This is a genomic window from Streptomyces sp. NPDC005805 (genome assembly GCF_040630445.1).
GTDB lineage: Bacteria > Actinomycetota > Actinomycetes > Streptomycetales > Streptomycetaceae > Streptomyces.
In genome coordinates this window covers 1-21131 of sequence record NZ_JBEXXN010000071.1, presented here as the reverse complement: position 1 = coordinate 21131, position 21131 = coordinate 1, and the positions used below count along the sequence as shown (strand labels likewise).

The window sequence follows — 21131 nt, the reverse complement described above, 5'->3', positions numbered from 1 at the left end:
TAAGGCCGCACTTTTAACGGGCGTACCCTGGTGTCCGCCGAAGAATCGAAGCTGTAGGGAGCCGGTCGTGTCCGCAGTCGCACCCGACGGACGCAAGATGCTGCGTCTGGAGGTCCGCAACGCCCAGACCCCCATCGAGCGCAAGCCCGAGTGGATCAAGACGCGGGCGAAGATGGGTCCCGAGTACACGAAGATGCAGAGCCTCGTGAAGAGCGAGGGCCTGCACACGGTGTGCCAGGAGGCCGGCTGCCCCAACATCTACGAGTGCTGGGAGGACCGGGAGGCGACCTTCCTCATCGGTGGCGACCAGTGCACCCGGCGCTGCGACTTCTGCCAGATCGACACCGGCAAGCCGCAGGCCCTGGACCGCGACGAGCCGCGCCGCGTCGGCGAGTCCGTGGTCACGATGGACCTGAACTACGCCACGATCACCGGCGTCGCCCGCGACGACCTGGAGGACGGCGGCGCCTGGCTGTACGCGGAGACCGTCCGCCAGATCCACACGATGACGGCGGAGCGCGAGGGCGGCCACACCAAGGTCGAGCTCCTCATCCCCGACTTCAACGCGGTGCCCGAGCAGCTCGCCGAGGTCTTCTCGTCCCGCCCCGAGGTGCTGGCGCACAACGTCGAGACCGTGCCGCGGATCTTCAAGCGCATCCGCCCCGGTTTCCGCTACGAGCGCTCGCTGGAGGTCATCACCCGGGCCCGGGAGGCCGGTCTGGTGACCAAGTCGAACCTGATCCTCGGCATGGGCGAGACCCGCGAGGAGGTCAGCGAGGCGCTGAAGCACCTGCACGACGCGGGCTGCGAGCTGATCACGATCACCCAGTACCTGCGTCCCTCGGTGCGCCACCACCCGGTCGAGCGCTGGGTGAAGCCGCAGGAGTTCGTCGAGCTGAAGGACGAGGCGGACACGATCGGCTTCTCCGGCGTGATGTCCGGCCCGCTGGTCCGGTCGTCGTACCGGGCGGGTCGCCTCTTCCAGCAGGCGATGGAGCGGCGGAGCCGAGCGGCAGCGTAGGTTGCGGGTCCGCCCGAGGAACGAGGGCGGGCACGCGGCCGCAGCGGAGGCGAGGCGGAGCCCGACCACGGGCACAGCACGGCGGAGCCGAGCGGCAGCGTAGGTTGCGGCACGGTTCGCGACTGTGTGAAGTCGCGCACAAGCCATTACTCGCCAGTAACAGTGAGCGGGGCGCGGCCCGCCCCCTCCCCCGCAGGTCGGGGCGGGGACGGGCCGCGTTCGCCGTTCCCGGCACCCCGCGCACTCCCGGCCAAACGTTTCATCGCGGTTTGACCGGCCAGTCACGCCCTGGTAACACCAATCAGTGACGCTGAATGCACGCACAGCTCCCATCCCTCCCACCCCGCCACGAGGGGAAGACCCGCCATGCAGGCCGCTCCGGCACGTCCCGTGACTCCCGTGACCGCAACCGCCCTTCCGTCCGTCACCGGCGCCCTGCGCGCCGTCGAGGCGCTGCTGCTCGGCTCCGGCCAGCGCACCGCCCGCCGCAACGCGTGGACCGCCGTGCTGGAGGACCGCCGCCGGGCCAAGGACCGGGTGGAGACGCTGCACGTACTGGAGGCCGCGGCTGACCGCACTTCCCGGGCCACGTAAACTTCGGGGTATGGCGAGGAAGGCAAACTCAGACAGCAGTGACGCTGCTGCGAATCCGGGGCGACTGAAGCAGATCGCCCTGACGTACAAGATGACCCGAAAGGCCGACCCGAAGGTCGGTCTCATCGTCGCGGCTGTGGGAATCGTCACCTTCGGTGTCTTCCTCGGGATCGGTTTCCTGATCGGCCACCCCATCTACCTGGGCATCCTGGGCTTCCTGCTCGCCTTCCTTGCGATGGCGATCATCTTCGGGCGGCGGGCCGAGACGGCCGCGTTCGGCCAGATGGAGGGTCAGCCCGGCGCGGCGGCGGCGGTCCTGCAGAACGTCGGGCGCGGGTGGACCTCCACCCCGGCGGTGGCGATGAACCGCAACCAGGACGTGGTGCACCGGGCCGTCGGCAAGGCCGGCATCGTGCTGGTGGCCGAGGGCAACCCGAACCGGCTGAAGACCCTGATCGCGGCCGAGAAGAAGAAGATGAACCGCATCGTGGTGGACGTGCCCGTGCACGACATCCTGGTGGGCAACGGCGAGGGCCAGGTGCCGCTGAAGAAGGTGCGCACCACCATGCTGAAGCTCCCCCGTGTGCTCACCGGCCCGCAGGTGACGACCACCAACGACCGGCTCCGCGCCATGGGCGACCTGATGAGCAACATGCCGCTGCCGAAGGGTCCGATGCCGAAGGGCATGCGGATGCCGCGCGGCGGCAAGATGCGCTGAGCCTCCTCGCCACCGGCTGACGGACGCGCACACGAACGAGGGCCGGCCGGGACGATGTGTCCCGGCCGGCCCTCGTTCGTCGTGTGTCGCACCCCGCCGTTCGTCGTGTGCCGCGTCCCGCGGGGCGGCTCTCAGACCCGGACCTGGACGGCGCGGCCCAGGCGGTCGTGGAGCCCGCGGCCGTCGCGGTCCCAGACCAGCGCCGGGAGCGCGAGGCAGAGCAGAACGCTGCGCAACACGACCCGGCCGAAGCCGAGCCGGCCGCCGTTCTCGGAGATCACCCGGAGACCGAAGATCCGCTTCCCGGGCGTGCTGCCGACCGTCCCCACGGTGAGCACGGTGGTGATGAAGAAGATCAGCAGCGCGCGGTTGCCCGTGGCCTGCTGACTACTCCCCGCGAAGAGCCCGTATGCGATCAGGAAGCACAGTCCCCAGTCCAGGAACAGTGCTCCGAAGCGGCGCCCCAGGGGCGCGACGGAGCCGGGGCCGCTTTCCGGCAGACCCAGCCGCTCCCCCCGGTAACCGAAGTCGACGCCCATCTCCTCGGCCGCCGCGCGGGGCCCGGAGAGCCACGATCCGATTGCTTGCCTGTTGTCCACGCGACCACGGTACTGTGCCCGCTTTCGATCACTTCGGCCCGGGTGCCCGGCCGCCCGCCTCCGCCCCCACCTTCCGCACGCGGACCTTCCCCTCAGCCTCCCCTCGGCCGCCGCGCAGTCGCCCTGCCCGCCGCCGCGCCGGTTAACTTCTCCGAAACAAATGGGTCATGCTTGAGAAATCCGGTCTGCCTATGGTCGGGTCCTGCGTGTGCCACCGCACTGGCCGCACGGACGAGCTGCAACCCCACCCCTCCCCCGGGTGGGAGTAGGAGGAGTTGGATGTTCCAGAACGCCGACGAGGCCAAGAAGTACATCGCCGACAACGACGTGAAGATGATCGACGTCCGGTTCTGCGACCTTCCGGGCGTCATGCAGCACTTCACGATCCCGGCGACGGCCTTCGACCCGGCGGACGAGCTGGCCTTCGACGGCTCCTCGATCCGCGGCTTCCAGGCGATCCACGAGTCCGACATGGCGCTGCGCGCCGACCTGTCGACCGCGCGTCTGGACCCGTTCCGCCGCGACAAGACGCTGAACATCAACTTCTTCATCCACGACCCGATCACGGGCGAGCAGTACAGCCGCGACCCGCGCAACATCGCCAAGAAGGCCGAGGCGTACCTGGCCTCGACCGGCATCGCGGACACGGCGTACTTCGGTCCCGAGGCCGAGTTCTACGTCTTCGACTCGGTGCGGTTCAACACCTCCGCCAACGAGGGCTTCTACCACATCGACTCCGAGGCCGGCGCGTGGAACACGGGCGCGGTCGAGGACAACCGCGGCTACAAGGTCCGCTACAAGGGCGGCTACTTCCCGGCCCCGCCGGTCGACCACTTCGCCGACCTGCGCGCCGAGATCTCCCTGGAGCTGGAGCGGGTCGGCCTCCAGGTCGAGCGCCAGCACCACGAGGTCGGCACCGCCGGCCAGGCGGAGATCAACTACAAGTTCAACACGCTGCTCGCCGCGGCCGACGACCTGATGCTCTTCAAGTACATCGTGAAGAACGTCGCCTGGCGCAACGGCAAGACCGCGACCTTCATGCCGAAGCCGATCTTCGGTGACAACGGCTCCGGCATGCACGTCCACCAGTCGCTGTGGCAGGGCGGCTCCCCGCTCTTCTACGACGAGCAGGGCTACGCGGGCCTCTCGGACACCGCCCGCTACTACATCGGCGGCATCCTCAAGCACGCGCCGTCGCTGCTGGCCTTCACCAACCCGACGGTGAACTCGTACCACCGCCTGGTCCCGGGCTTCGAGGCCCCGGTCAACCTGGTCTACTCGCAGCGCAACCGCTCCGCGGCCATGCGCATCCCGATCACGGGCTCCAACCCGAAGGCCAAGCGCGTCGAGTTCCGCGCCCCGGACCCGTCCTCCAACCCGTACCTGGCGTTCTCCGCGCTGCTCCTCGCGGGCCTGGACGGCGTCAAGAACAAGATCGAGCCGGCCGAGCCGATCGACAAGGACCTCTACGAGCTCGCCCCCGACGAGCACGCGGGCGTCCCCCAGGTCCCGACCTCCCTCCCGGCGGTCCTCGACGCCCTGGAGGCGGACAACGAGTACCTCCAGGCCGGCGGTGTCTTCACCTCCGACCTGATCGAGACCTGGATCGACTACAAGCGCACCAACGAGATCGCCCCGATCCAGCTCCGCCCGCACCCGCACGAGTTCGAGCTCTACTTCGACATCTAGGATGCGGGCCCGCCCCCACCGGGGCGGGCACCGGAAAGCACGGCGAAGGCCGCCACTTCCCTGCCGGGGGTGGCGGCCTTCGCCGTTCGAGCGCGGAAGGCACCGTGCACGGAAGGCACCGCGCCCGCTACGCCGTTGAGCCGGACCGGCCCGTCGTCGAGGCCCTGGGGTGGAGGGTCCAGGGGTGGTGGCGGGTGGTGTCCGGGGCGGTGCGGGAGGTCAGGATGGCGTGGAGGAGGTCGGCGCAGGCGCGGCCGTAGGCGGCGGGGTGGAGGTCGACCGCGGTGACCGGGGGTTCGCCGGTGCGGGGGGCCGTGCCGTCGACGCAGGCGGCGACGAGGAGGTCGGCGCCGACGGTGCGGCCCGCGTCGGCGGCCGCGCGGAGGACGCCCGGGGAGGTGCCGTCCGGGGCGCAGAGCACGGCGTCGGTGTCCGGGGCCTCGTCGAGGAGGGCCCGGGTCGCCGCCGACGCCTCGGCCGCCGTCGCGGCGAACGGGACGGTGCGGACGAGGACGCCGGTGCCGGCGTCCCGGCCCCACTGGGCCGCCGCCGACCGCAGCGCCGCGGCCCACGCGGAGTCGCCCTCGGGCGCCAGGAGCGCGGGGCGGCGGGCGCCGCGTTCGCGGACGTGGTCCAGCAGGGCGCGCAGCGAGGCCGCGTTGTCGCAGACCACGGCCCCGGTGGGGGCGGAGGTGCGGCCCGGGTAGCGCTCGCCGGTGACCACGGGGACGCCCGCGTCCATCAGCGCCCGCACCTCCGGGTCGGCCGCCTCGGGGTCGATGACCAGGAGGCCGTCCACCCGGGAGGCGAGGGGGCCCGCCGCCTCGCCCGCCGAGGGGGCGAGGAGGACCGTGTCGAAGCCGTCCTCCTGGGCCCGGTTCACGGCCCCGAAGGCGAGGTTCATGTAGTAGTCGAGCCGGGTCGCCGTGCGGGGCAGGTGCAGGCCGATCGCGCCCGTGCTGGAGCGGCGCAGCCGGCGGGCCGCGCTGTTGGGGCGGTAGCCGAGCCGCCGGGCGACCTCGCGGACGTGTTCGCGGGTCCCCTCGGCGACCCGTCCGGAGCCCTGGAGGGCGTCGGAGACGGTGCTCTTGGAGACCCCGGCCGCGCGGGCGACGTCGAGGAGGGTCACGGTGCGGCTGGTCACGGCGAGCAGTCTAGTTCGCCGTGCCGTTCCCTCCGAGCCTCTTGCCGGAACGTTCCGGCAGTGCGTACATTCGGACTGCCGGAACGTTCCGGCACACGCCCGATCACGACCCTCTGCCCCGGAGCACCCCATGCGCGTCATCACCGCCTTCGACCCGCCCGCGTCCCCCACCCGCACCCGTCCCGCCGAGCGGGAGCCGCTGCGGGTCGCGCTGGTGCAGCAGCGCTGGCACCGCGACCCGGAGGAGCACCGCGCGGCCCTGCGCGAGGGCATCCGGCTCGCGGCCGGGCAGGGCGCGCGGGTGGTGTGCCTCCAGGAGCTGACCCTGTCGCCGTACTTCGCCGTGGTGCGCAAGGCCGACCACCCCGCGCCCGCCGAGCCGGAGGACCTGCTGACCGGTCCGACCTTCACCTTCGCCGCCGAGGCCGCGCGCGAGCACGGTGTGTACGTGCACGCCTCGCTCTACGAGAAGGCCCCCGCGCCCGGCGGCGAGGACGACGGCCTCGGCTACAACACCGCCGTACTGGCCGCCCCCGACGGCACTCTCGCCGCCCGGACCCGCAAGACGCACATCCCCGTCTCCGAGGGCTACTACGAGGACCACTGGTTCCGGCAGGGGCCGGCCGGGGCGGACGCGTTCCCGCCGGTCGCGGTGGAGCAGGCCACCTTCGGTCTGCCGACCTGCTGGGACCAGTGGTTCCCGGAGCTGGCCCGCGCGTACTCGCTGGCCGGCGCGGACGTCCTGGTCTACCCGACGGCGATCGGCTCGGAGCCCGGGTTCCCCGGCTTCGACACCCAGCCGCTGTGGCAGAAGGTGATCACGGGCAACGCGATCGCCAACGGCACGTTCATGATCGTCCCCAACCGGATCGGCACCGAGGGCCCGCTCACCTTCTACGGCAGCTCGTTCATCGTCGACCCCTACGGGCGGGTGCTGGCGCAGGCGCCGCGGGACGAGGCGGCCGTTCTCGTCGCCGATCTGGACCTCGACGCGCGCCGGGACTGGCTGGAGCTGTTCCCCTTCCTGGCGACCCGCCGCCCGGACGCGTACGCGCCCCTGACCGTGACGGAGTAAGGGAGTAGGGGAAAGAGGGCGAGGGGCCGGGCGGGGTCAGGCGGGGTCGAGGGACTCCAGCCAGGCGACCACGTCCCCGGCCTCCTGGGCGCGGGCGATCTCCACGGGGGTGAGGTCGTCGTAGCCCACGCGGTCCGGGTGGGCGCCGTGGGCGTGCAGGAGGCGGGCGGTGGCGAGTTGGCCGCCGTGGCAGGCGGACCAGAACGCGCCCTCGACCTCCTCCGCGTCCGGCCGGTCCGGACCCTCGGCCGCGAGGGCCTCGGCCACGCGGTCGGTGAGGCCGAGGGCCGCCGCGTCGTGGAGGGTGGTGCGGGCGCCGTGCTCGACCAGCCGCCGGGCGGCGCGCCACTGGCCGAAGCCGCGGGCGTCGGCGAGCGGGGTGCCGCCGCCGATGACCGCGCCGGGCGCCTCGATGTCGGCGCCCGCCGCGAGCAGGGCGTCGATCATCGGGACGTCGTCGCAGCTCGCCGCCCAGTGCAGCGGCGTCTCCGCGTGCGCGCCGGTGAAGCGCGCGTCGGGGTCGGCGCCGGCCGCGACGAGGGCGGCCACGGTCGCGGGGCCGTCCGGGATGTGGCCGGGCCAGTCCGTCGCGAGATGCAGCAGGCTGCGGCCGCCGCCGTTGCCGTCGACCCGGGCGGTGGCCAGCCCCGGGTGCCCGTCCAGCAGAGCACGCAGCGCCGGGAGGTCGCCGGTGCGGATGGCGCCGGTGACCGAGACGGCGAGCGGGTCGTCCAGCGGGATGATCAGCACGGGGTCCTCCTCGGGGGCGGGTGGCGGGCAGACCGTCCCCAGGCTAGGGGGCGGGTCGGACAGTCCCGCGGCGGCTCGGCGGGCGGGGACCGTCCGCCGGGCGGGACGGGCCCGGGGGTGTGTCGGCGGGGCGCACTACCATCTCGGCATGGGCATCACGGTGCAGAGGCTGACGTACTACCCGGTCAAGGGCTGTGCCGGGACGGATGTGCGGACCGCGGAGGTCGGGGAGACGGGGCTGCGGCACGACCGCACCTTCATGGTCGTGGACGCGGCGGACGGCACGTTCCGCAGCCAGCGCAAGCTCCCCGCCATGGCCGCCGTGCGGCCGGAACTCCTGGACGGGGGCCGGGCGCTGCGACTGGCGGCGGACGGGGCCGAGGACCTGGCCGTGGACGTGGACCCGGAGGGTCCGGCGCGGCCGGTGACCCTGTTCGGGAAGGACGTCGGTGACGCCGTGGACCAGGGGGACGCCGTCGCCGACTGGCTGTCCGAGGTGCTGGAGGCGAAGTCGCGGCTGGTGCGGGTGCGGCACGGCTTCGCCCGCAGGGGCTGGGGGGACACACCCGGTGTGACCGCCTTCGCCGACGCGCACGCGGTGCTCGTCGTCTCCCAGGCGTCCCTGGACGGCCTCAACGCCCGGATCGAGCAGGCGGGCGGCACCCCCGTGCCCATGGACCGCTTCCGCGCGAACATCGTGCTGGCCGGCTGCGAGGAGCCCCACGCCGAGGACCGGATGCGGCTCCTCGGGGCGGGCTCGGTGGAACTCGCCCACTCCGTACGGGCGATGCGCTGCGCCGTGCCGATGGTGGACCAGGTGACCGGGCGGCGCGCCGGGCCCGAGCCGGTGCGCACCCTGTCGACGTACCGGCGGGAGCCCGTCTACGACAACAAGGTCAGCTTCGGCGCCAAGGCGGCGGTGCTGCGGCACGGAACGCTGTCCGTCGGGGACGAGGTGCGGGTGGAGTGGTACGAGGGCGGGGCACCCGATCCCGAGTACCCCGCCTCCTGATGTCGTTGTCAAGCCGCCGTGCCTCCCGAGCGCCGCGCGCGAGCGCCGTACCCGTCGCGAGGGTGGGCACCCGGGGATCGCCGGTCAGCGGCCGTAGCGGATCAGGGCCCTGACCATGCGGCAGGTGGTGTCGGAGGGGGCGTGGACGCCGATGCGCTCGGCGGCCGCGCGTATCCGGCGGTTGTCGGCGGACCGCGGGTGGTAGACACCGGCGTCGAGCAGGGCGATCGTCAGACGCATCGCCTTCAGCCGGCGGTTGTGCGAGACATACCACTCGCGGGGCTGCCCGGCGGGCAGCGGCTTCTTGCACACGGGTGTCACGGGCTGCGCGGCGGACTTCGTCGCGGACGTGACGGTGGGCTTCGTCGTGAGCGCGGCTACGGCCATCGGCTACCTCCTGGCGTGGTCGCGGGACCATCCCGAACTACTGTTCATTCTACCTGCGGGCACTGACAATCAGCCCTGGCCAGAGGGGGTTTGAGGGCTTCTCCGGAGCCCGTCGGCGGTACCCTCTGCGGCATGGAGATCTGGATCAACCCCGCCTGTTCCAAGTGCCGCTCGGCCCTCACCCTCCTCGACGCGGAGGGCGCCGACTACACCGTGCGGCGCTATCTGGAGGACGTCCCGGCCGAGGAGGAGATCCGGGACGTGCTGACGCGACTCGGGCTCGAACCGTGGGACATCACGCGCACCCAGGAGCCCGCGGCGAAGGAGCTGGGGCTCAAGGAGTGGGCGCGGGACGCGGGTTCGCGGGACCGGTGGATCGCGGCGCTCGCCGCGCACCCGAAGCTCATCCAGCGGCCGATCATCACGGCGGACGACGGCACGGCGGTGGTGGGGCGTACGGAGGAGGCGGTACGGGAGGCGCTGGGGCGAGGGCACGGCTGAGCGAGGCGGGGCCCTGCCGGGGCCTCCGTCGGGCCGGGCCCGGGTTCGCGGGCCCGGGCGGGCCGGGTCTCCGGGTCAGCGTCCCGGGCGGGCGCCGCGCAGCAACGAGCCGACGATCCACGGGACATCGGCCCGGTCCGCGACGAGCAGCACCGGCACCGCCCCGTCGCGGCACTCCACCACCCGGTCGGTGGACCGGGGCGGCGGGCCGGGGTCGGTGCGGTACGGCGGGCGCGTCCGCAGGTACTCCAGCGTGGGCGGCACCGGCCACCGCGCGATCCGCCCGGTGGGGTCGGTGCTCACCGCGACCGGTCCGTCCGGGCCGATGACCAGGTGGTCGTACCCGAACAGGCTGTACGGGACGGCCCCGCGTACCGACACCGGCACGCACCGCTCCCCTCGCGGGCGCCTCGGCCGGACCGTGACGGAGTCCGTCCCGCGTCGGGTGCGGGCGCGCACCAGCAGCGCGGAGGGCACCCCGATCACCACGGCCCCGGCGGCGACGGACGCCAGCACGACCGGGACGCTCTCCGTGAGCTGCGGGACGATCGCCGCGAAGACGGCGAGGATCACGGAGGCGCCCAGGGGGACCGCGATCTGCGCCGGGCTCAGCGCGGGCGAGCGGTGCGAGCGGAAGGCGAGCCAGTACGCGCCCCAGCCGAAGGCGGCGGCCAGGACCGCCAGGAACAGCGCGATCGACAGCACGGCGGCCGGGCCGCGGGTGGGGGCCGCCCGGGTGTCCTGGCGCAGGTCCCCGAAGACCACGGTGCGCGGCTCGCCCCGCCAGTAGACGACGCCGACGCGGTCGCCCCGCGCGACCGCGTCGAAGACCGGGCCGGTGCCGGTCATGCGCACCTGGTGGGTGCGGCCGGCGATGGTGTACGTGAGGAGGCGGTGGGTGGTCCTGCCCCGGGTGACCCGCTCGGTGCCGGCGACCACGGCGGGCCACTCGCGCATGCACTCGGCGTCCGAGGCGTCCGAGGCGTCCGAGGCGTTGGAGGTGCTCGTGGCGGGGCAGGGGGGCGCGGCGCGGTAGGCGTCCCGTTCGGCCGTCGCGTCGCGCAGGGGGCCGGCGAGCAGCACGACGACGGCGGCGGTCAGGACCAGGGCGAGGATGCCGGCGACGACGGCGCGCGACGTACGGCGCGCGGGCCCGGCGGACCCGGGGCCGGGAACGGGCGCGGGCCCCGGCCCGGAGGGGCGCGGCGGCGGGGGCGGGGCGGCGGGAGTCACGGGAACGATTCTGCGTGAGCCGTCCCGGGGAGGGACGGCGGGGCCCCGCGTCCCTCCCGCCGCTCCCCCGTCGCCGCCAACTCCGCCCGCCTTAAGGATTGTTAAGGCGGAAGGGCTGAGCGGGCCCCCGGAGCGCCCCGTACTGAAGGGCACACGGAACCGACCGGCCGCCCCCGCGGCCGGGGACAGGAGCCCCCTCGTGGCACGCAGGAAGACCCTCAGCGGCAAGAAGAAGATCGCCCTCCTCGCCGGCGCGGCAGCGCTCGTCGCCGGCACCGCGATCGTCATGACCGGCACCAGCCAGGCGAGCGTCGCGTGCGACGGGTTCGCCCAGGCGATCCGGAACAACCAGAACTTCATCGCCGGTCAACGGGCCAATCCGGACGCCCAGTCGGCGGCCCGGATCGCCAACCGGGAGGCGGTCATCGCGCAGATCGGCGTGCAGCAGCGGGCCGCCGGGTGCGAGGTGGGCGGTGGCGACCAGGCGGCGCCGCCCCCGGCCCAGCCGCCCGCCGAGCCCCCGGCCGGCGAGGCGCCCCCGGGGGAGGCCCCGCCGGAGAACGGCGCGGGCGGCGGCGAGGAGGCCGGCGGGAACGCGGGCGGCGGCGCGGCGGGCGAGGTCGTCTGCGCCGGGTCGACGGTGACGCTCTCCGGCGAGGGCGGCGCACCGGCGGCGTCCAGCGGGCAGTTCCCGGTCGGGACGCAGCTGCGGGTCACCAACCTGGACAACGACAAGTCGACGACCGTCGAGGTGACCTCGGTGTCCGGCAGCTGCGCGCTGCTGAACAACGCGGCCTTCGAGCAGGTCCGCGAGCCCGGCAAGTTCCTGATCCGCAACGCGCGGATCGAACGCGTCGGCTGACGCCCGGGGAACCCCTCCGGACCCGACCGCGGTCCGGCCGGGCCAGGGACACCCCGTCCACGGTCCCGGCCGGCCGGGCCGCGCGGCGGGGCGGCGCACCGGTCGCGTTCTTCTCCCACTGCTCCGGGGGAACGCGACCGTCCCGGCGGACCGCACACCCGCCCCGCCGCCCCGCCCCCTCCGGGCCGCGCACACCGCCGTCCCCCTCACGGCGTGTGCGCGGCCCGGCCGCGTGTCCCGGGGCCGGAACCGGAGCCGGAACCGGACCGTCGGGTCAGGCCCCGAGGAGGGATTCCGCTTCCGCGAGGATCTCCGTGATGCGCAGGCCGAAGCGCACATCGCACGGGTGCGGGCGGCCCGTGCGGACGGCGTCCAGGAGTTCGTCGACGGCGGTGCGGAAGGAGGCCACCGGGTCGCCCCAGCCGTCGGGCAGTTCGGCGCGGCCCCGTTCGCCGTGCAGGACCAGGCTGACGCCCGCCGCACCCTCGGGCGCGGCCAGGCCGAGGGTGACGGTGCTGGACGCGCCGGTCGCGTGGCGCAGGACCAGGTGGGTGGTGCCGGCGGGGCCCCGCGCGGCGGTGACCTCGGTGACGTCGCCGAGCACGGGGAGCAGCGCGGAGAGCGCGTGCGGGCCCACGTCCCAGAGCGCGCCCTTCTCCCGGCGCCAGGGGGACGCGGCGAAGGGGCTGTCCGAATCGGAGGCGTACAGCGAGTTGAGCCACTGGGCGTGGGCGGTGAACCAGCCGCCCGCCGCGCTCTGTTCGCCGACCCAGGCCGCCGTCGACCCGGCGAAGCGGAGGGTGCAGAAGACGACGGAGGCGACTCCCGCCTGCTCGGCCGCGCGGGCGGTCTCCCGGGCCGCCTCGGCGGTGGTGGCCACCGGCTTGTCGAGCAGCAGATGGCACCCGGCGGCGGCCGCCCGGACGGCGAGGGGCGCCTGGACGTCCGGGGGCACGGAGAAGGCGACGGCGTCGCTCGCCTCGAACAGGGCGTCGAGGCCGTCCTCGCCGGTGAACGCGGTGGTGCCATGGGCCTCGGCGAGCGCGGCGCCCGCCTCGGGGCGGCGGGCCCACACACCGGAGAGGGTCACGGCGGGGTGCCCGGCGAGCGCGGGGGCCTGGGTCATCCCGGCCCAGGGGCCCGCCCCGACGAGGCCGATACGCAGGTGCTTGGTCATGCGCCCAGTGTGCCCGCCGGGGTGTCCGCCGCCGCGGGCGGTCCCGGCCCCACGGCCGCCCGACACCGGCCCCGGCCGTATACGACGGGTGCGCCCGGGGCCCGTGGGACGGCCCCCGGCCCGGGCGCGGGAGGCGTCCGGCACCGGCTGAGGGGTGCGTAACGCGGGGTTCACCAACGGGCAACGGTCGGGAAATCGCGGATTGCGAAGCTGCGCGGCATACCGCTGCACCCGCAAAGGATGAGGCCCCGTGAGCATCAAGGCTGAGTACATCTGGATCGACGGCACCGAGCCGACCGCCAAGCTCCGCTCGAAGACGAAGATCCTCCCCGCCGGTTCGGCGACCGGTCTGGCCGACCTGCCCGTCTGGGGCTTCGACGGTTCCAGCACCAACCAGGCCGAGGGCCACGCCTCCGACCGCGTACTCAAGCCCGTGTTCGTCTGCCCGGACCCGATCCGCGGCGGCGACAACGTCCTCGTCCTCAACGAGGTCCTCAACATCGACATGACGCCGCACGAGTCCAACACCCGTGCCGCGCTGGTCGAGGTGGCGGAGAAGTTCGCGCCGCAGGAGCCGATCTTCGGCATCGAGCAGGAGTACACCTTCTTCGAGGGCGAGCGCCCCCTCGGCTTCCCCGCGGGCGGCTTCCCGGCCCCGCAGGGCGGCTACTACTGCGGTGTCGGCTCGGACGAGATCCACGGCCGGGACGTCGTCGAGGCGCACCTCGACAACTGCCTCGCCGCCGGCCTGGGCATCTCCGGCATCAACGCCGAGGTCATGCCCGGCCAGTGGGAGTTCCAGGTGGGCCCGCTGGCCCCGCTGGAGGTCGCCGACCAGCTCTGGGTGGCCCGCTGGCTGCTCTACCGCACCGCCGAGGACTTCGGCGTCTCCGCGACCCTGGACCCCAAGCCGGTCAAGGGCGACTGGAACGGCGCGGGCGCGCACACCAACTTCTCCACCCGGGCGATGCGCGAGGGCTACGACGCGATCATCACCGCCTGCGAGTCCCTGGGCGAGGGCTCCAAGCCCCTGGACCACGTCAAGAACTACGGCGCGGGAATCGACGACCGCCTGACCGGTCTGCACGAGACCGCCCCGTGGAACGAGTACAGCTACGGCGTCTCCGACCGCGGTGCCTCGGTCCGCATCCCGTGGCAGGTGGAGAAGGACGGCAAGGGCTACATCGAGGACCGCCGCCCCAACGCCAACGTCGACCCGTACACGGTCACCCGCCTGCTGGTGGACACCTGCTGCTCGGCCCTGGAGAAGGCCGGCCAGGTCTGACGACGACCGGTTCTCGGGAAGGGGCGTCCGCCGGCGGCGGGCGCCCCTTCCGCATGCCCCCGGAAGCGGGCCGGGCGGGCGTTGTCAGTGGGCCGTGGCACCGTGGACGCAGGTGGAACGCCGTCCGGCCGGGGGCGGCGGCACCCGTACGCGCGTAAGGGGAACGGACCGTGGAGGAACTCTCCGACGAGCAGCACGAGGACTTCGAGGAGTACCTGTGGGGGCTGATCGTCGCGGGCTACGCCGACTTCGAGGACGTCGTCACGGCGGCCGAGGAGTGGCTGGAGTTCGACGCCGAGGTCACCGTCCCCGAGGGCGCCGCCGAGGAGTTCGTCGGCCGGCTGTGGGACGAGCGGGTCGCCGAGCAGGCCGCGTGGACGGGGACCACCGACCCGGAGCGGGTGACGCGCGCCTTCGAGGCGCTGGCGGACCGGGGCCTCATCGCCCGGGAGAACTTCGCCTGCTGCACACGCTGCGGGGTGTCCGAGATCCGCGAGACGGCGGCGGAGGGGGCGCGCGGATATGTCTTCTTCCACGCCCAGCGCACCGAGGCGGCGGCCGCCGGGCACGGACTGACCCTGTACTTCGGCGGGTTCGAGAGGCCCGGCACAGTGCCCGGGGCCGCCGGGCGGGCGGCGGGGACGGTGGAAATCGGCCATGAGGTGGTGGCCGCGCTGCGGGCCGCCGGGCTCACCCCGCACTGGGACGGGACGGCCACCAGCGCCGTGGAGGTGCGGCCGCTCGTCTGGCACCGGCGGCTTCCGGCGCGGGGCTGAGGTGTTCCGGGGCGGCGGGCGGGGGTGGGTTGTCGCCCCGTCGCCATCTGGCCGAAACAGCGCGGACGTCGTGCGGATCACGTCCCGACCGGCGAGACCGGGCTCCTGCGCAGGGCGGTGGTCTGCTTCAATGGGGGGCATGACCGGTATCCACCAGCACGCAGCGACGGGTCGCACCGACCTCGAGCCGTTCTGGCCTTCCCGTCAGCACCACGATTTCGACCGGGTGTGTTGCCGCGCGGTGTACGCGCGGGCCCTCTGACGCCGTCCGACCGTCTCTCCGACCGTCGTTCACACCCCGGCCTCCGGCCAGCGCGCAAGACGTACGCACGTCTCCGTCCGTCCTTCCTCGCGCGAAAGAGCTGACCTCTCATGGCGAACACCCGTTCCTTCTCCGCCGTTTCCGCCGCCGCCCCCGCCGCGGGCGCACCCTCCCCCGGCCCCGTGCCGCCGCTGACCGGCAGGCATCGCCTGCGGGCCGTCGACCGCGACGAGGTGGTCTCGGTGGAGGACTTCCTGCCGCCGGGCGCGACCTGGCTGCCCGCCCCGCCGCACACCCTGCCGACGCTGCCGGGCCGGCCGCCCATGGTCGGGTACCTGCTGCTGGTGCCCGCCGACCAGCACCCGACCCTCGCCGCCGCCCCGACCACCCCCGCCGCCCCCGTCCTCCCGGAGCAGCCGGCGGGCGGTCCGGACCGGGCGCAGGCCGCCCCGGTCCGGGGCGAGGGCGCGGTCACCGTGGACACCGTGCAGCGCACGGCGTGGGTGGACGGGCGGGCGCTGGACCTGACGTACCTGGAGTTCGAACTCCTCGCCCACCTGGTCGCGCACCCCCACCGGGTGCACACGCGCGACCAGTTGGTGACGACGGTGTGGGGCTACGGGCACGTCGGGGACGGGCGGACCGTCGATGTGCATGTGGCCCGGCTGCGGCGCAAGCTGGGCGCCGAGCACCGCCGCACGATCCAGACCGTGCGGCGGGTCGGCTACAAGTACACGCCCTGAACTCCCCCGTCCCCGGCGCTGGTTACGCGGCGGCCCGCTCCCGGGCCGCCGCCCTGGCGCGGAGCCTCGCCACCAGGCCGAGCACCAGGTCCAGGGCGAGGAACGCCAGCAGGCTGATGCCCAGCAGCGGCACGAACCAGCCGACCACGGCCGTGGCGGCGGCGAGCGGCAGCAGCACGGTCACCGGCGCCTTGCGCCAGGCGCCGCGCGGCAGGGGCCGCCCGGCGCTCAGCTTGCGCTCCTTGGTGGGGCGGCGCTGCCACCACATGCGGTAGCCCCAGACGATCAGCAGGATCAGCGCGACCATCAGCCCGGCCAGGACGAGCTGGTTGGCCAGTCCGAAGAGGACGCCCATGTGCGCGTCGATGCCGAAGCGGGTCAGCTTGGCGAGGACCGGGTAGTCGTCGAACCGGAGGTCGTCGATGACCAGGCCGTCCGCCGGGTCGACGGCGACCGAGTCCAACCGGACCGGGTACTGGGTGTCGGTCTCCTTCACGACGTAGCCGTTGCCCTCGGTGGGGAGGGTGACCGCGAGCGGGCCGTCCAGCCCGTGGCCGCGCGCGGCGGCCACCGCGTTGTCGACGCCGATGTCCGCGCCCTGGTGGCCGGTACCGCCGTCGTGGCCCGCGTGACCGCCGTCGCCGTGGCCCTCGTGGCCGCCGCCGTCACCGCCGGTGCCGGGTTCGAGGGCGGCGGAGACGGCCGGGGTCGCGCCGCCGAGCTGGTCCTGGACGGCGCCGATGTTCTCGCCCGCGTACCGCGACCAGGTCAGACCGGTGGCGGAGAGGATCACCAGTCCGGTGACGGCCCAGAGGCCGACCGAGCCGTGCAGGCTCAGGGTGCGGCGGCGGCCGGTGGCGCCCTTCTCGGGCCGCAGCAGGTCCCGCTTGGCGCGCCGCCTGCGGCCGAGCCACAGGACCAGCCCGCCGAGGGCGACCACCCACAGCCAGCTCGCGGCGAGTTCGCTGTAGTGGCGTCCTGCGTCGCCGAGGTGCAGATCGCGGTGGAGCTCGTCGAGCCAGGTCCGCAGGGGCAGGGCGCCGGAACTGCCGTAGGAGGGCAGCTCCCCGCGTATCTGCGCGGTGTAGGGGTCGACGAAGACGGCGAGGGACCGGCCCTCCTCGACCTCGGGCGAGGCCATCAGGACGCGGGTGGTGGCGCCCTCCTCGGCCGGGGGCCAGACGGCGGTGACGGTGGCGTCCGGGTGGGCCGCGCGGGCCGCGGCGACCTGCTCGTCCAGCGGAAGGACGCGTTCGCCGACGGGGGCGGTCAGCTCGTGCCGGTAGACGAGCTTCTCGGCCTGGAAGGAGAGGGCGTAGAGCAGGCCGCTGACGGCGGCGACCAGCAGGAGGGGGCCGATGAGGAGGCCCGCGTAGAAGTGGAGACGGAGCAGCAGCGGCCGCAGCGAGCCGCCGGAGCGGGGCGGGGCGGTGCTTCTCCCCTCGTTGGCCGGGTCGTCGGTCCGGCCGTCGGTCGGGTCGGTGGGGGTGGTGCCCTGGCTGGGGGCGTCGATGGACATGGCGGTCCTAGGGAGTCGGTGTGACATGGGGATTCGCGGCCCCAGGTCAGACGGTTGCTCCCGGGGCCGTGGCGCGGTGGAGGGGCCGCGCGGGCGGCCCGCGCCGGACGAGCGCGTGCGCGAGGACGACCGAACGCGGCGACGGCCGGGGTGCCCGGCGGACGGGCGCGGGACGCGGGGTCGCGGGGAGGCGTACGGCGGCGAGCAGCAGCCGCACCGGGGTGAAGGCGGCGGCGAGCACGGCACGGGCGAGCTGGAAGAGGGCCGCCTCGCCTCGGGCGAGCCAGAGGGCGCAGACCCCGGCGGCGAGGACATGGGCCACGAGCATCCCGGAGCCCGCGCCCTGGTCCGTGGCGGCCGCGAGCGCGTCGGCGACGGCCGGGGTGCCGGCGGTGTGGCCGTGGCCCGGGCCGGGGTGGTGGTGGACGGCGCCCGGTCCGGTGCCGGAGAACAGGGTGTGCAGCGCGCCCTGCACGGCGAGCAGTCCCGCACCGATCGCGACGGGACCGCGCCTGCGGCCCGCGGCGCACCAGCCACCGAGGGCGGTCGCCGCGAAGGCGGCGAGGAGGACGGCGGGCGGGAGATCGTGCGCAGACTGGGACGAATGCCCCACGGCGGCCAGTGCGACGGCCACGGCCGCGAAGAGTGCGGCTCGCAGGGCGCGCATCGGCGACCGGGCATCCGTCATCGTCGGACATGGTGCCATCCCGTGGGGCGTGCGGGGAGGGTGTGACCGGGGGTAGGTCCACCCGGGCGGTCCGGGACGCCACGGCAGGGGGTGGTGCCAGGTACACCCCCGGTCCGGTGGCCCGGCCCCGTGCGCGGCCCCGGCCCCGCCCGGGAGACTGGTCCCCGACCGGACGACGGACCGGACGGCGGGACGCACGACACACCGGACCACATACCGCGCGACGGACCGGACCGCGACCGGACCGACAGGACCGACAACCGGCAGGACCAGCAGGACCAGCCAGGGGGAGACCACGGTGTTCACACGGATACGCACCTCACTCACGGCGGGCGCGCGGGGACTCGCGCTCGCACTGACCGCGCTGGTCGGATCGATTCTGCTGTTCACCCTGACCGCCGTGTCCCTCTCCCTGGTCGTCATCGGCCCCGGCGTCTTCACCACCCCGCCGCTGCTGCGGCTGGTGCGCGCCCACGCCGACCGCCGTCGGCTGCTCGCCGCCCGCTGGTCGGACGTCCGTATCCCCGTGACCCCCGCGTCCGCACCGCGCCCGCCGGACGCGGAGCACCGGGGTCTCACCGGGGCCGTGGCCGAGTGCACACGGCTGCTGAAGGACCCGGCGACCTGGCGGGACCTGCGGTGGCTGCTCGCCGATATGACCGCGGGCGCGACCGTCGCCCTGCTCGCGCCGGCCCTGCTGCTTGAAGGCGTGTTCGGGGTGCTGCTCGCGGCCGGGCTGTGGCGGCCGATCGTGGAGGCCGAGGGCGGCGCCCACTGGTACACCTTCCTGCCCGTGCAGGACGGGTTCACGGCGGCCCTCGCCGCCGGTCTCGGGCTGGTGTGGTTCGCGCTCGGGGTGGCCGCGGGCCCCGCCCTGGTCCGCGTCCACTTCCGGATCACCGCCGCCGCGCTCACGCCGGACCGGCAGGAGGAGCTGGCGCGGCGCGTCGACCGGCTGACCGCGACCCGGCACGACGCGGTGGACAGCTCGGCGGCCGAACTGCGCCGTATCGAGCGGGATCTGCACGACGGCGCGCAGGCCCGGCTGGTGGCGGTGGGCATGAGCCTGAGCACGGTGGAGGCCCTGATCGAGAAGGACCCGGCGCAGGCGAAGCTGCTGATCGCCACCGCGCGGGAGTCCTCGGCGGAGGCGCTGACCGAGCTGCGGGACCTGGTGCGGGGCATCCATCCGCCGGTGCTGGCCGAACGCGGCCTCGGCGACGCGGTGCGGGCCCTCGCCCTGCGCCTGCCGGTGCCCGTGGAGGTCGACGTGGAACTGCCGGGCCGCGCGGACGCACCGGTCGAGTCGGCCGCGTACTTCGCGGTGAGCGAGGCGCTGACCAACGCGGTGAAGCACGGGAACCCCGGCCGGATCTGGGTCGATCTCTCCTACGCGCAGGGCGCGTTGAGGATCTCGGTCACCGACGACGGCCGGGGCGGCGCGGTGGTCGGGGCGGGCTCGGGCCTGAGCGGGATCGAACGCAGGCTCGGTACATTCGACGGCGTCCTGGCCGTCAGCAGCCCCGCGGGCGGTCCCACCATGGTCACCATGGAGATCCCTTGCGCGTTGTCCTAGCCGAGGACCTGTTCCTGCTGCGTGACGGCCTGGTCCGGATGCTGGAGGCCTTCGGCTGCGAGATCCTCGCGGCGGTCGAGTCCGGTCCGGAGCTGAGCCGGGCGCTCGCGGAACTGGAGCCGGACGTCGCCGTGGTGGACGTCCGGCTCCCGCCGTCGCACACCGACGAGGGCCTCCAGTGCGCCCTGGCCGCCCGCCGGGCACGGCCGGGCCTGCCGGTGCTGGTCCTCTCCCAGCACGTCGAGCAGCTGTACGCGCGGGAGTTGCTGGCCGACGGCACCGGAGGGGTCGGGTATCTGCTCAAGGACCGGGTCTTCGACGCGGAGCAGTTCGTGGACGCGGTGCGCCGGGTGGCGGCCGGCGGGACGGCGATGGACCCGCAGGTGATCTCGCAGCTCCTCACCCGCCGCTCCGGGGACCGGCCGATGGGCGGGCTGACCCCGCGCGAGCTGGAGGTCATGGAGCTGATGGCGCAGGGGCGTTCGAACGCGGCGATCGCCACGCAGCTCGTGGTGACCGAGCGGGCGGTGGCGAAGCACACGTCCAACATCTTCGCCAAGCTGGACCTGCCGGTGTCGGAGGACGACAACCGGCGGGTGCTGGCGGTGCTCGCCTATCTGGACCACGGGCAGACCCGGTGACCCCGGCTCCGCCGGACGGGCGGCGGTGTCCGGGATGGGCCGCAATCACCGCTATGCCACTGGAGGTTCGAACAAAAAGCGGCCGGCGTTGAACACCCCATGAGCCACTCCCGTATGGAACGGCGCGCTTCTCCCTCTGCCGGGACCCCCTTTCCCATCCCTACACCCGGCAACGAAGCAGAGGAGTTCCATGGGACGCACATCAAGAAAACGATCGAAGCTGGCCAACCGGGCGATCGCTGCCACGGCCGCCCTGGTCATGGGCGGGGGCGGGCTGATCGCGGCCAATTCCTATGCCTCTGCCGGACAGGGCTGGTGGCCTGGCGGGAAGGGCGACCAGCAGCAGAACCGCGCCAGGACCGTCGCGGGTCAGCCGGTGTCCACCATCGACTGCCCCGACGTCGGCAACTCCCTCCAGGAGGTGCCGGACGACCAGCGGTTCGCGGTCGACCGGGAACTGGCCACGCTGGACACCCAGATCACCACCTCGTACCAGCGGCTCGCCGAGAACAAGCAGCGGGTGGTCGCGGACCGGTCGTTCGGCGAGAACCAGATCCTGGCGCCGCTGCGCAACGAGCGGCTGGTGATCATCCAGCGGATCGTCGCGCTGATCGACCGCTCGGCCGAACGCCCCCAGGGCCTGGAGGCGATGGCCCCCTGCACCCTCCGCAACGACGACGCCGGCAACAACAACGGCAACAACGGCGGCGGGGGCAACAACAACGGCGGCAACGACAACGGCCAGGGCAACGGCCAGGGCAACGGTCAGAACGGCGGCCAGAACGGCGGTGACAACGGCGACGGCCAGAACGGTGGCGGTGGCGGCTTCGGCGGCCAGGCCGGCAACGGCCCCGTCGCGGGCGACTTCGTCAACATCCA

General features: G+C 74.0%; 21 protein-coding genes and 1 pseudogene. 14 read left to right on the top strand and 8 right to left on the bottom strand.

All coding sequences use genetic code 11. The annotated features are described in order from the left end of the window. Window positions 1-67: 67 nt before the first annotated feature. From lipA to ABZ457_RS27675, 3 genes are all read left to right on the top strand, one after another. Entirely contained in the window at window positions 68-1021 is a 954-nt protein-coding gene (lipA, locus tag ABZ457_RS27685; RefSeq protein ID WP_359162726.1) for a lipoyl synthase, read from the top strand. Window positions 1022-1387: 366 nt separating this feature from the next. Continuing rightward, a complete protein-coding gene (locus tag ABZ457_RS27680) occupies window positions 1388-1615 on the top strand; it encodes a hypothetical protein (protein WP_359162723.1) in 228 nt (75 codons plus the stop codon). 10 nt (window positions 1616-1625) lie between these two features. Then, window positions 1626-2333, top strand: coding sequence for a DUF4191 domain-containing protein (locus ABZ457_RS27675; protein WP_026277829.1), 708 nt, complete (start codon window positions 1626-1628; stop codon window positions 2331-2333). 131 nt (window positions 2334-2464) lie between these two features. Here ABZ457_RS27675 and ABZ457_RS27670 read toward each other — a convergent pair whose 3' ends face one another. Beyond that, a complete protein-coding gene (locus tag ABZ457_RS27670) occupies window positions 2465-2932 on the bottom strand; it encodes an RDD family protein (protein ID WP_359162719.1) in 468 nt (155 codons plus the stop codon). A gap of 279 nt (window positions 2933-3211) precedes the next feature. Between ABZ457_RS27670 and glnA the strand changes: the two genes are divergently transcribed. Then, on the top strand, window positions 3212-4621 hold the full coding sequence (gene glnA / locus ABZ457_RS27665) for a type I glutamate--ammonia ligase (protein WP_359162716.1): 1410 nt from the start codon (window positions 3212-3214) through the stop codon (window positions 4619-4621). Between the two features lie 127 nt (window positions 4622-4748). Here glnA and ABZ457_RS27660 read toward each other — a convergent pair whose 3' ends face one another. Further along, the gene (locus ABZ457_RS27660) at window positions 4749-5765 is read right to left on the bottom strand and encodes a LacI family DNA-binding transcriptional regulator (protein ID WP_359162713.1); all 1017 of its coding nucleotides are present in this window, start codon (window positions 5763-5765) and stop codon (window positions 4749-4751) included. A 130-nt stretch (window positions 5766-5895) separates the two neighbouring features. Here ABZ457_RS27660 and ABZ457_RS27655 point away from each other — a divergent pair, with 130 nt between their 5' ends. Continuing rightward, on the top strand, window positions 5896-6840 hold the full coding sequence (locus tag ABZ457_RS27655; protein ID WP_359162710.1) for a carbon-nitrogen hydrolase: 945 nt from the start codon (window positions 5896-5898) through the stop codon (window positions 6838-6840). 36 nt (window positions 6841-6876) lie between these two features. Here the strand turns inward: ABZ457_RS27655 and ABZ457_RS27650 are convergent, their stop codons facing one another. Next, window positions 6877-7590 (bottom strand): ankyrin repeat domain-containing protein, encoded by a 714-nt coding sequence (locus ABZ457_RS27650; protein ID WP_359162707.1) that lies wholly within the window; start codon window positions 7588-7590, stop codon window positions 6877-6879. Between the two features lie 148 nt (window positions 7591-7738). On the opposite strand from ABZ457_RS27650, the gene ABZ457_RS27645 reads away from it, so the two are divergent. Beyond that, complete coding sequence (locus ABZ457_RS27645; protein ID WP_359162704.1) at window positions 7739-8602, top strand: MOSC N-terminal beta barrel domain-containing protein; 864 nt, start codon at window positions 7739-7741, stop codon at window positions 8600-8602. An 84-nt stretch (window positions 8603-8686) separates the two neighbouring features. Here ABZ457_RS27645 and ABZ457_RS27640 read toward each other — a convergent pair whose 3' ends face one another. Next, entirely contained in the window at window positions 8687-8989 is a 303-nt protein-coding gene (locus tag ABZ457_RS27640) for a hypothetical protein (protein WP_359162701.1), read from the bottom strand. Between the two features lie 132 nt (window positions 8990-9121). Here ABZ457_RS27640 and ABZ457_RS27635 point away from each other — a divergent pair, with 132 nt between their 5' ends. Next, window positions 9122-9490 (top strand): arsenate reductase family protein, encoded by a 369-nt coding sequence (locus ABZ457_RS27635; RefSeq protein ID WP_359162698.1) that lies wholly within the window; start codon window positions 9122-9124, stop codon window positions 9488-9490. A 75-nt stretch (window positions 9491-9565) separates the two neighbouring features. Here the strand turns inward: ABZ457_RS27635 and ABZ457_RS27630 are convergent, their stop codons facing one another. Beyond that, window positions 9566-10723: a hypothetical protein gene (locus ABZ457_RS27630; protein WP_359162695.1), complete on the bottom strand. Its 1158-nt coding sequence runs from the start codon at window positions 10721-10723 to the stop codon at window positions 9566-9568. A gap of 199 nt (window positions 10724-10922) precedes the next feature. Between ABZ457_RS27630 and ABZ457_RS27625 the strand changes: the two genes are divergently transcribed. Beyond that, window positions 10923-11585, top strand: coding sequence for a hypothetical protein (locus ABZ457_RS27625; RefSeq protein WP_359162692.1), 663 nt, complete (start codon window positions 10923-10925; stop codon window positions 11583-11585). A gap of 274 nt (window positions 11586-11859) precedes the next feature. Here the strand turns inward: ABZ457_RS27625 and ABZ457_RS27620 are convergent, their stop codons facing one another. Continuing rightward, complete coding sequence (locus ABZ457_RS27620; RefSeq protein WP_359162689.1) at window positions 11860-12762, bottom strand: Gfo/Idh/MocA family oxidoreductase; 903 nt, start codon at window positions 12760-12762, stop codon at window positions 11860-11862. A 250-nt stretch (window positions 12763-13012) separates the two neighbouring features. On the opposite strand from ABZ457_RS27620, the gene glnII reads away from it, so the two are divergent. The 3 genes from glnII (at window position 13013) to ABZ457_RS27605 (ending at window position 15828) form a co-directional block, all read left to right on the top strand. Further along, window positions 13013-14047, top strand: coding sequence for a glutamine synthetase (glnII, locus tag ABZ457_RS27615; protein ID WP_359162686.1), 1035 nt, complete (start codon window positions 13013-13015; stop codon window positions 14045-14047). A 170-nt stretch (window positions 14048-14217) separates the two neighbouring features. Continuing rightward, on the top strand, window positions 14218-14823 hold the full coding sequence (locus tag ABZ457_RS27610; protein ID WP_359162683.1) for a hypothetical protein: 606 nt from the start codon (window positions 14218-14220) through the stop codon (window positions 14821-14823). A gap of 372 nt (window positions 14824-15195) precedes the next feature. Continuing rightward, on the top strand, window positions 15196-15828 hold the full coding sequence (locus ABZ457_RS27605; protein ID WP_359162680.1) for a winged helix-turn-helix domain-containing protein: 633 nt from the start codon (window positions 15196-15198) through the stop codon (window positions 15826-15828). A gap of 22 nt (window positions 15829-15850) precedes the next feature. On the opposite strand, the gene ABZ457_RS27600 is transcribed toward ABZ457_RS27605, so the two are convergent. Together ABZ457_RS27600 and ABZ457_RS27595 are read right to left on the bottom strand one after the other, a co-directional pair. Continuing rightward, window positions 15851-17347: a PepSY domain-containing protein gene (locus ABZ457_RS27600; RefSeq protein ID WP_359162677.1), complete on the bottom strand. Its 1497-nt coding sequence runs from the start codon at window positions 17345-17347 to the stop codon at window positions 15851-15853. A gap of 46 nt (window positions 17348-17393) precedes the next feature. Continuing rightward, on the bottom strand, window positions 17394-18035 hold the full coding sequence (locus tag ABZ457_RS27595; RefSeq protein ID WP_359162674.1) for a hypothetical protein: 642 nt from the start codon (window positions 18033-18035) through the stop codon (window positions 17394-17396). Between the two features lie 298 nt (window positions 18036-18333). Between ABZ457_RS27595 and ABZ457_RS27590 the strand changes: the two genes are divergently transcribed. The 3 genes and pseudogenes from ABZ457_RS27590 to ABZ457_RS27580 all read left to right on the top strand — a co-directional run. Then, window positions 18334-19611, top strand: a complete 1278-nt coding sequence (locus ABZ457_RS27590) for a histidine kinase (protein WP_359162671.1) — start codon at window positions 18334-18336, stop codon at window positions 19609-19611. After that, window positions 19596-20252, top strand: a complete 657-nt coding sequence (locus ABZ457_RS27585; protein WP_359162668.1) for a response regulator transcription factor — start codon at window positions 19596-19598, stop codon at window positions 20250-20252. The genes ABZ457_RS27590 and ABZ457_RS27585 overlap by 16 nt, the downstream gene beginning before the upstream one ends. A 190-nt stretch (window positions 20253-20442) precedes the next feature. Then, window positions 20443-21131, top strand: a pseudogene (locus ABZ457_RS27580) (hypothetical protein); the annotation flags it as partial.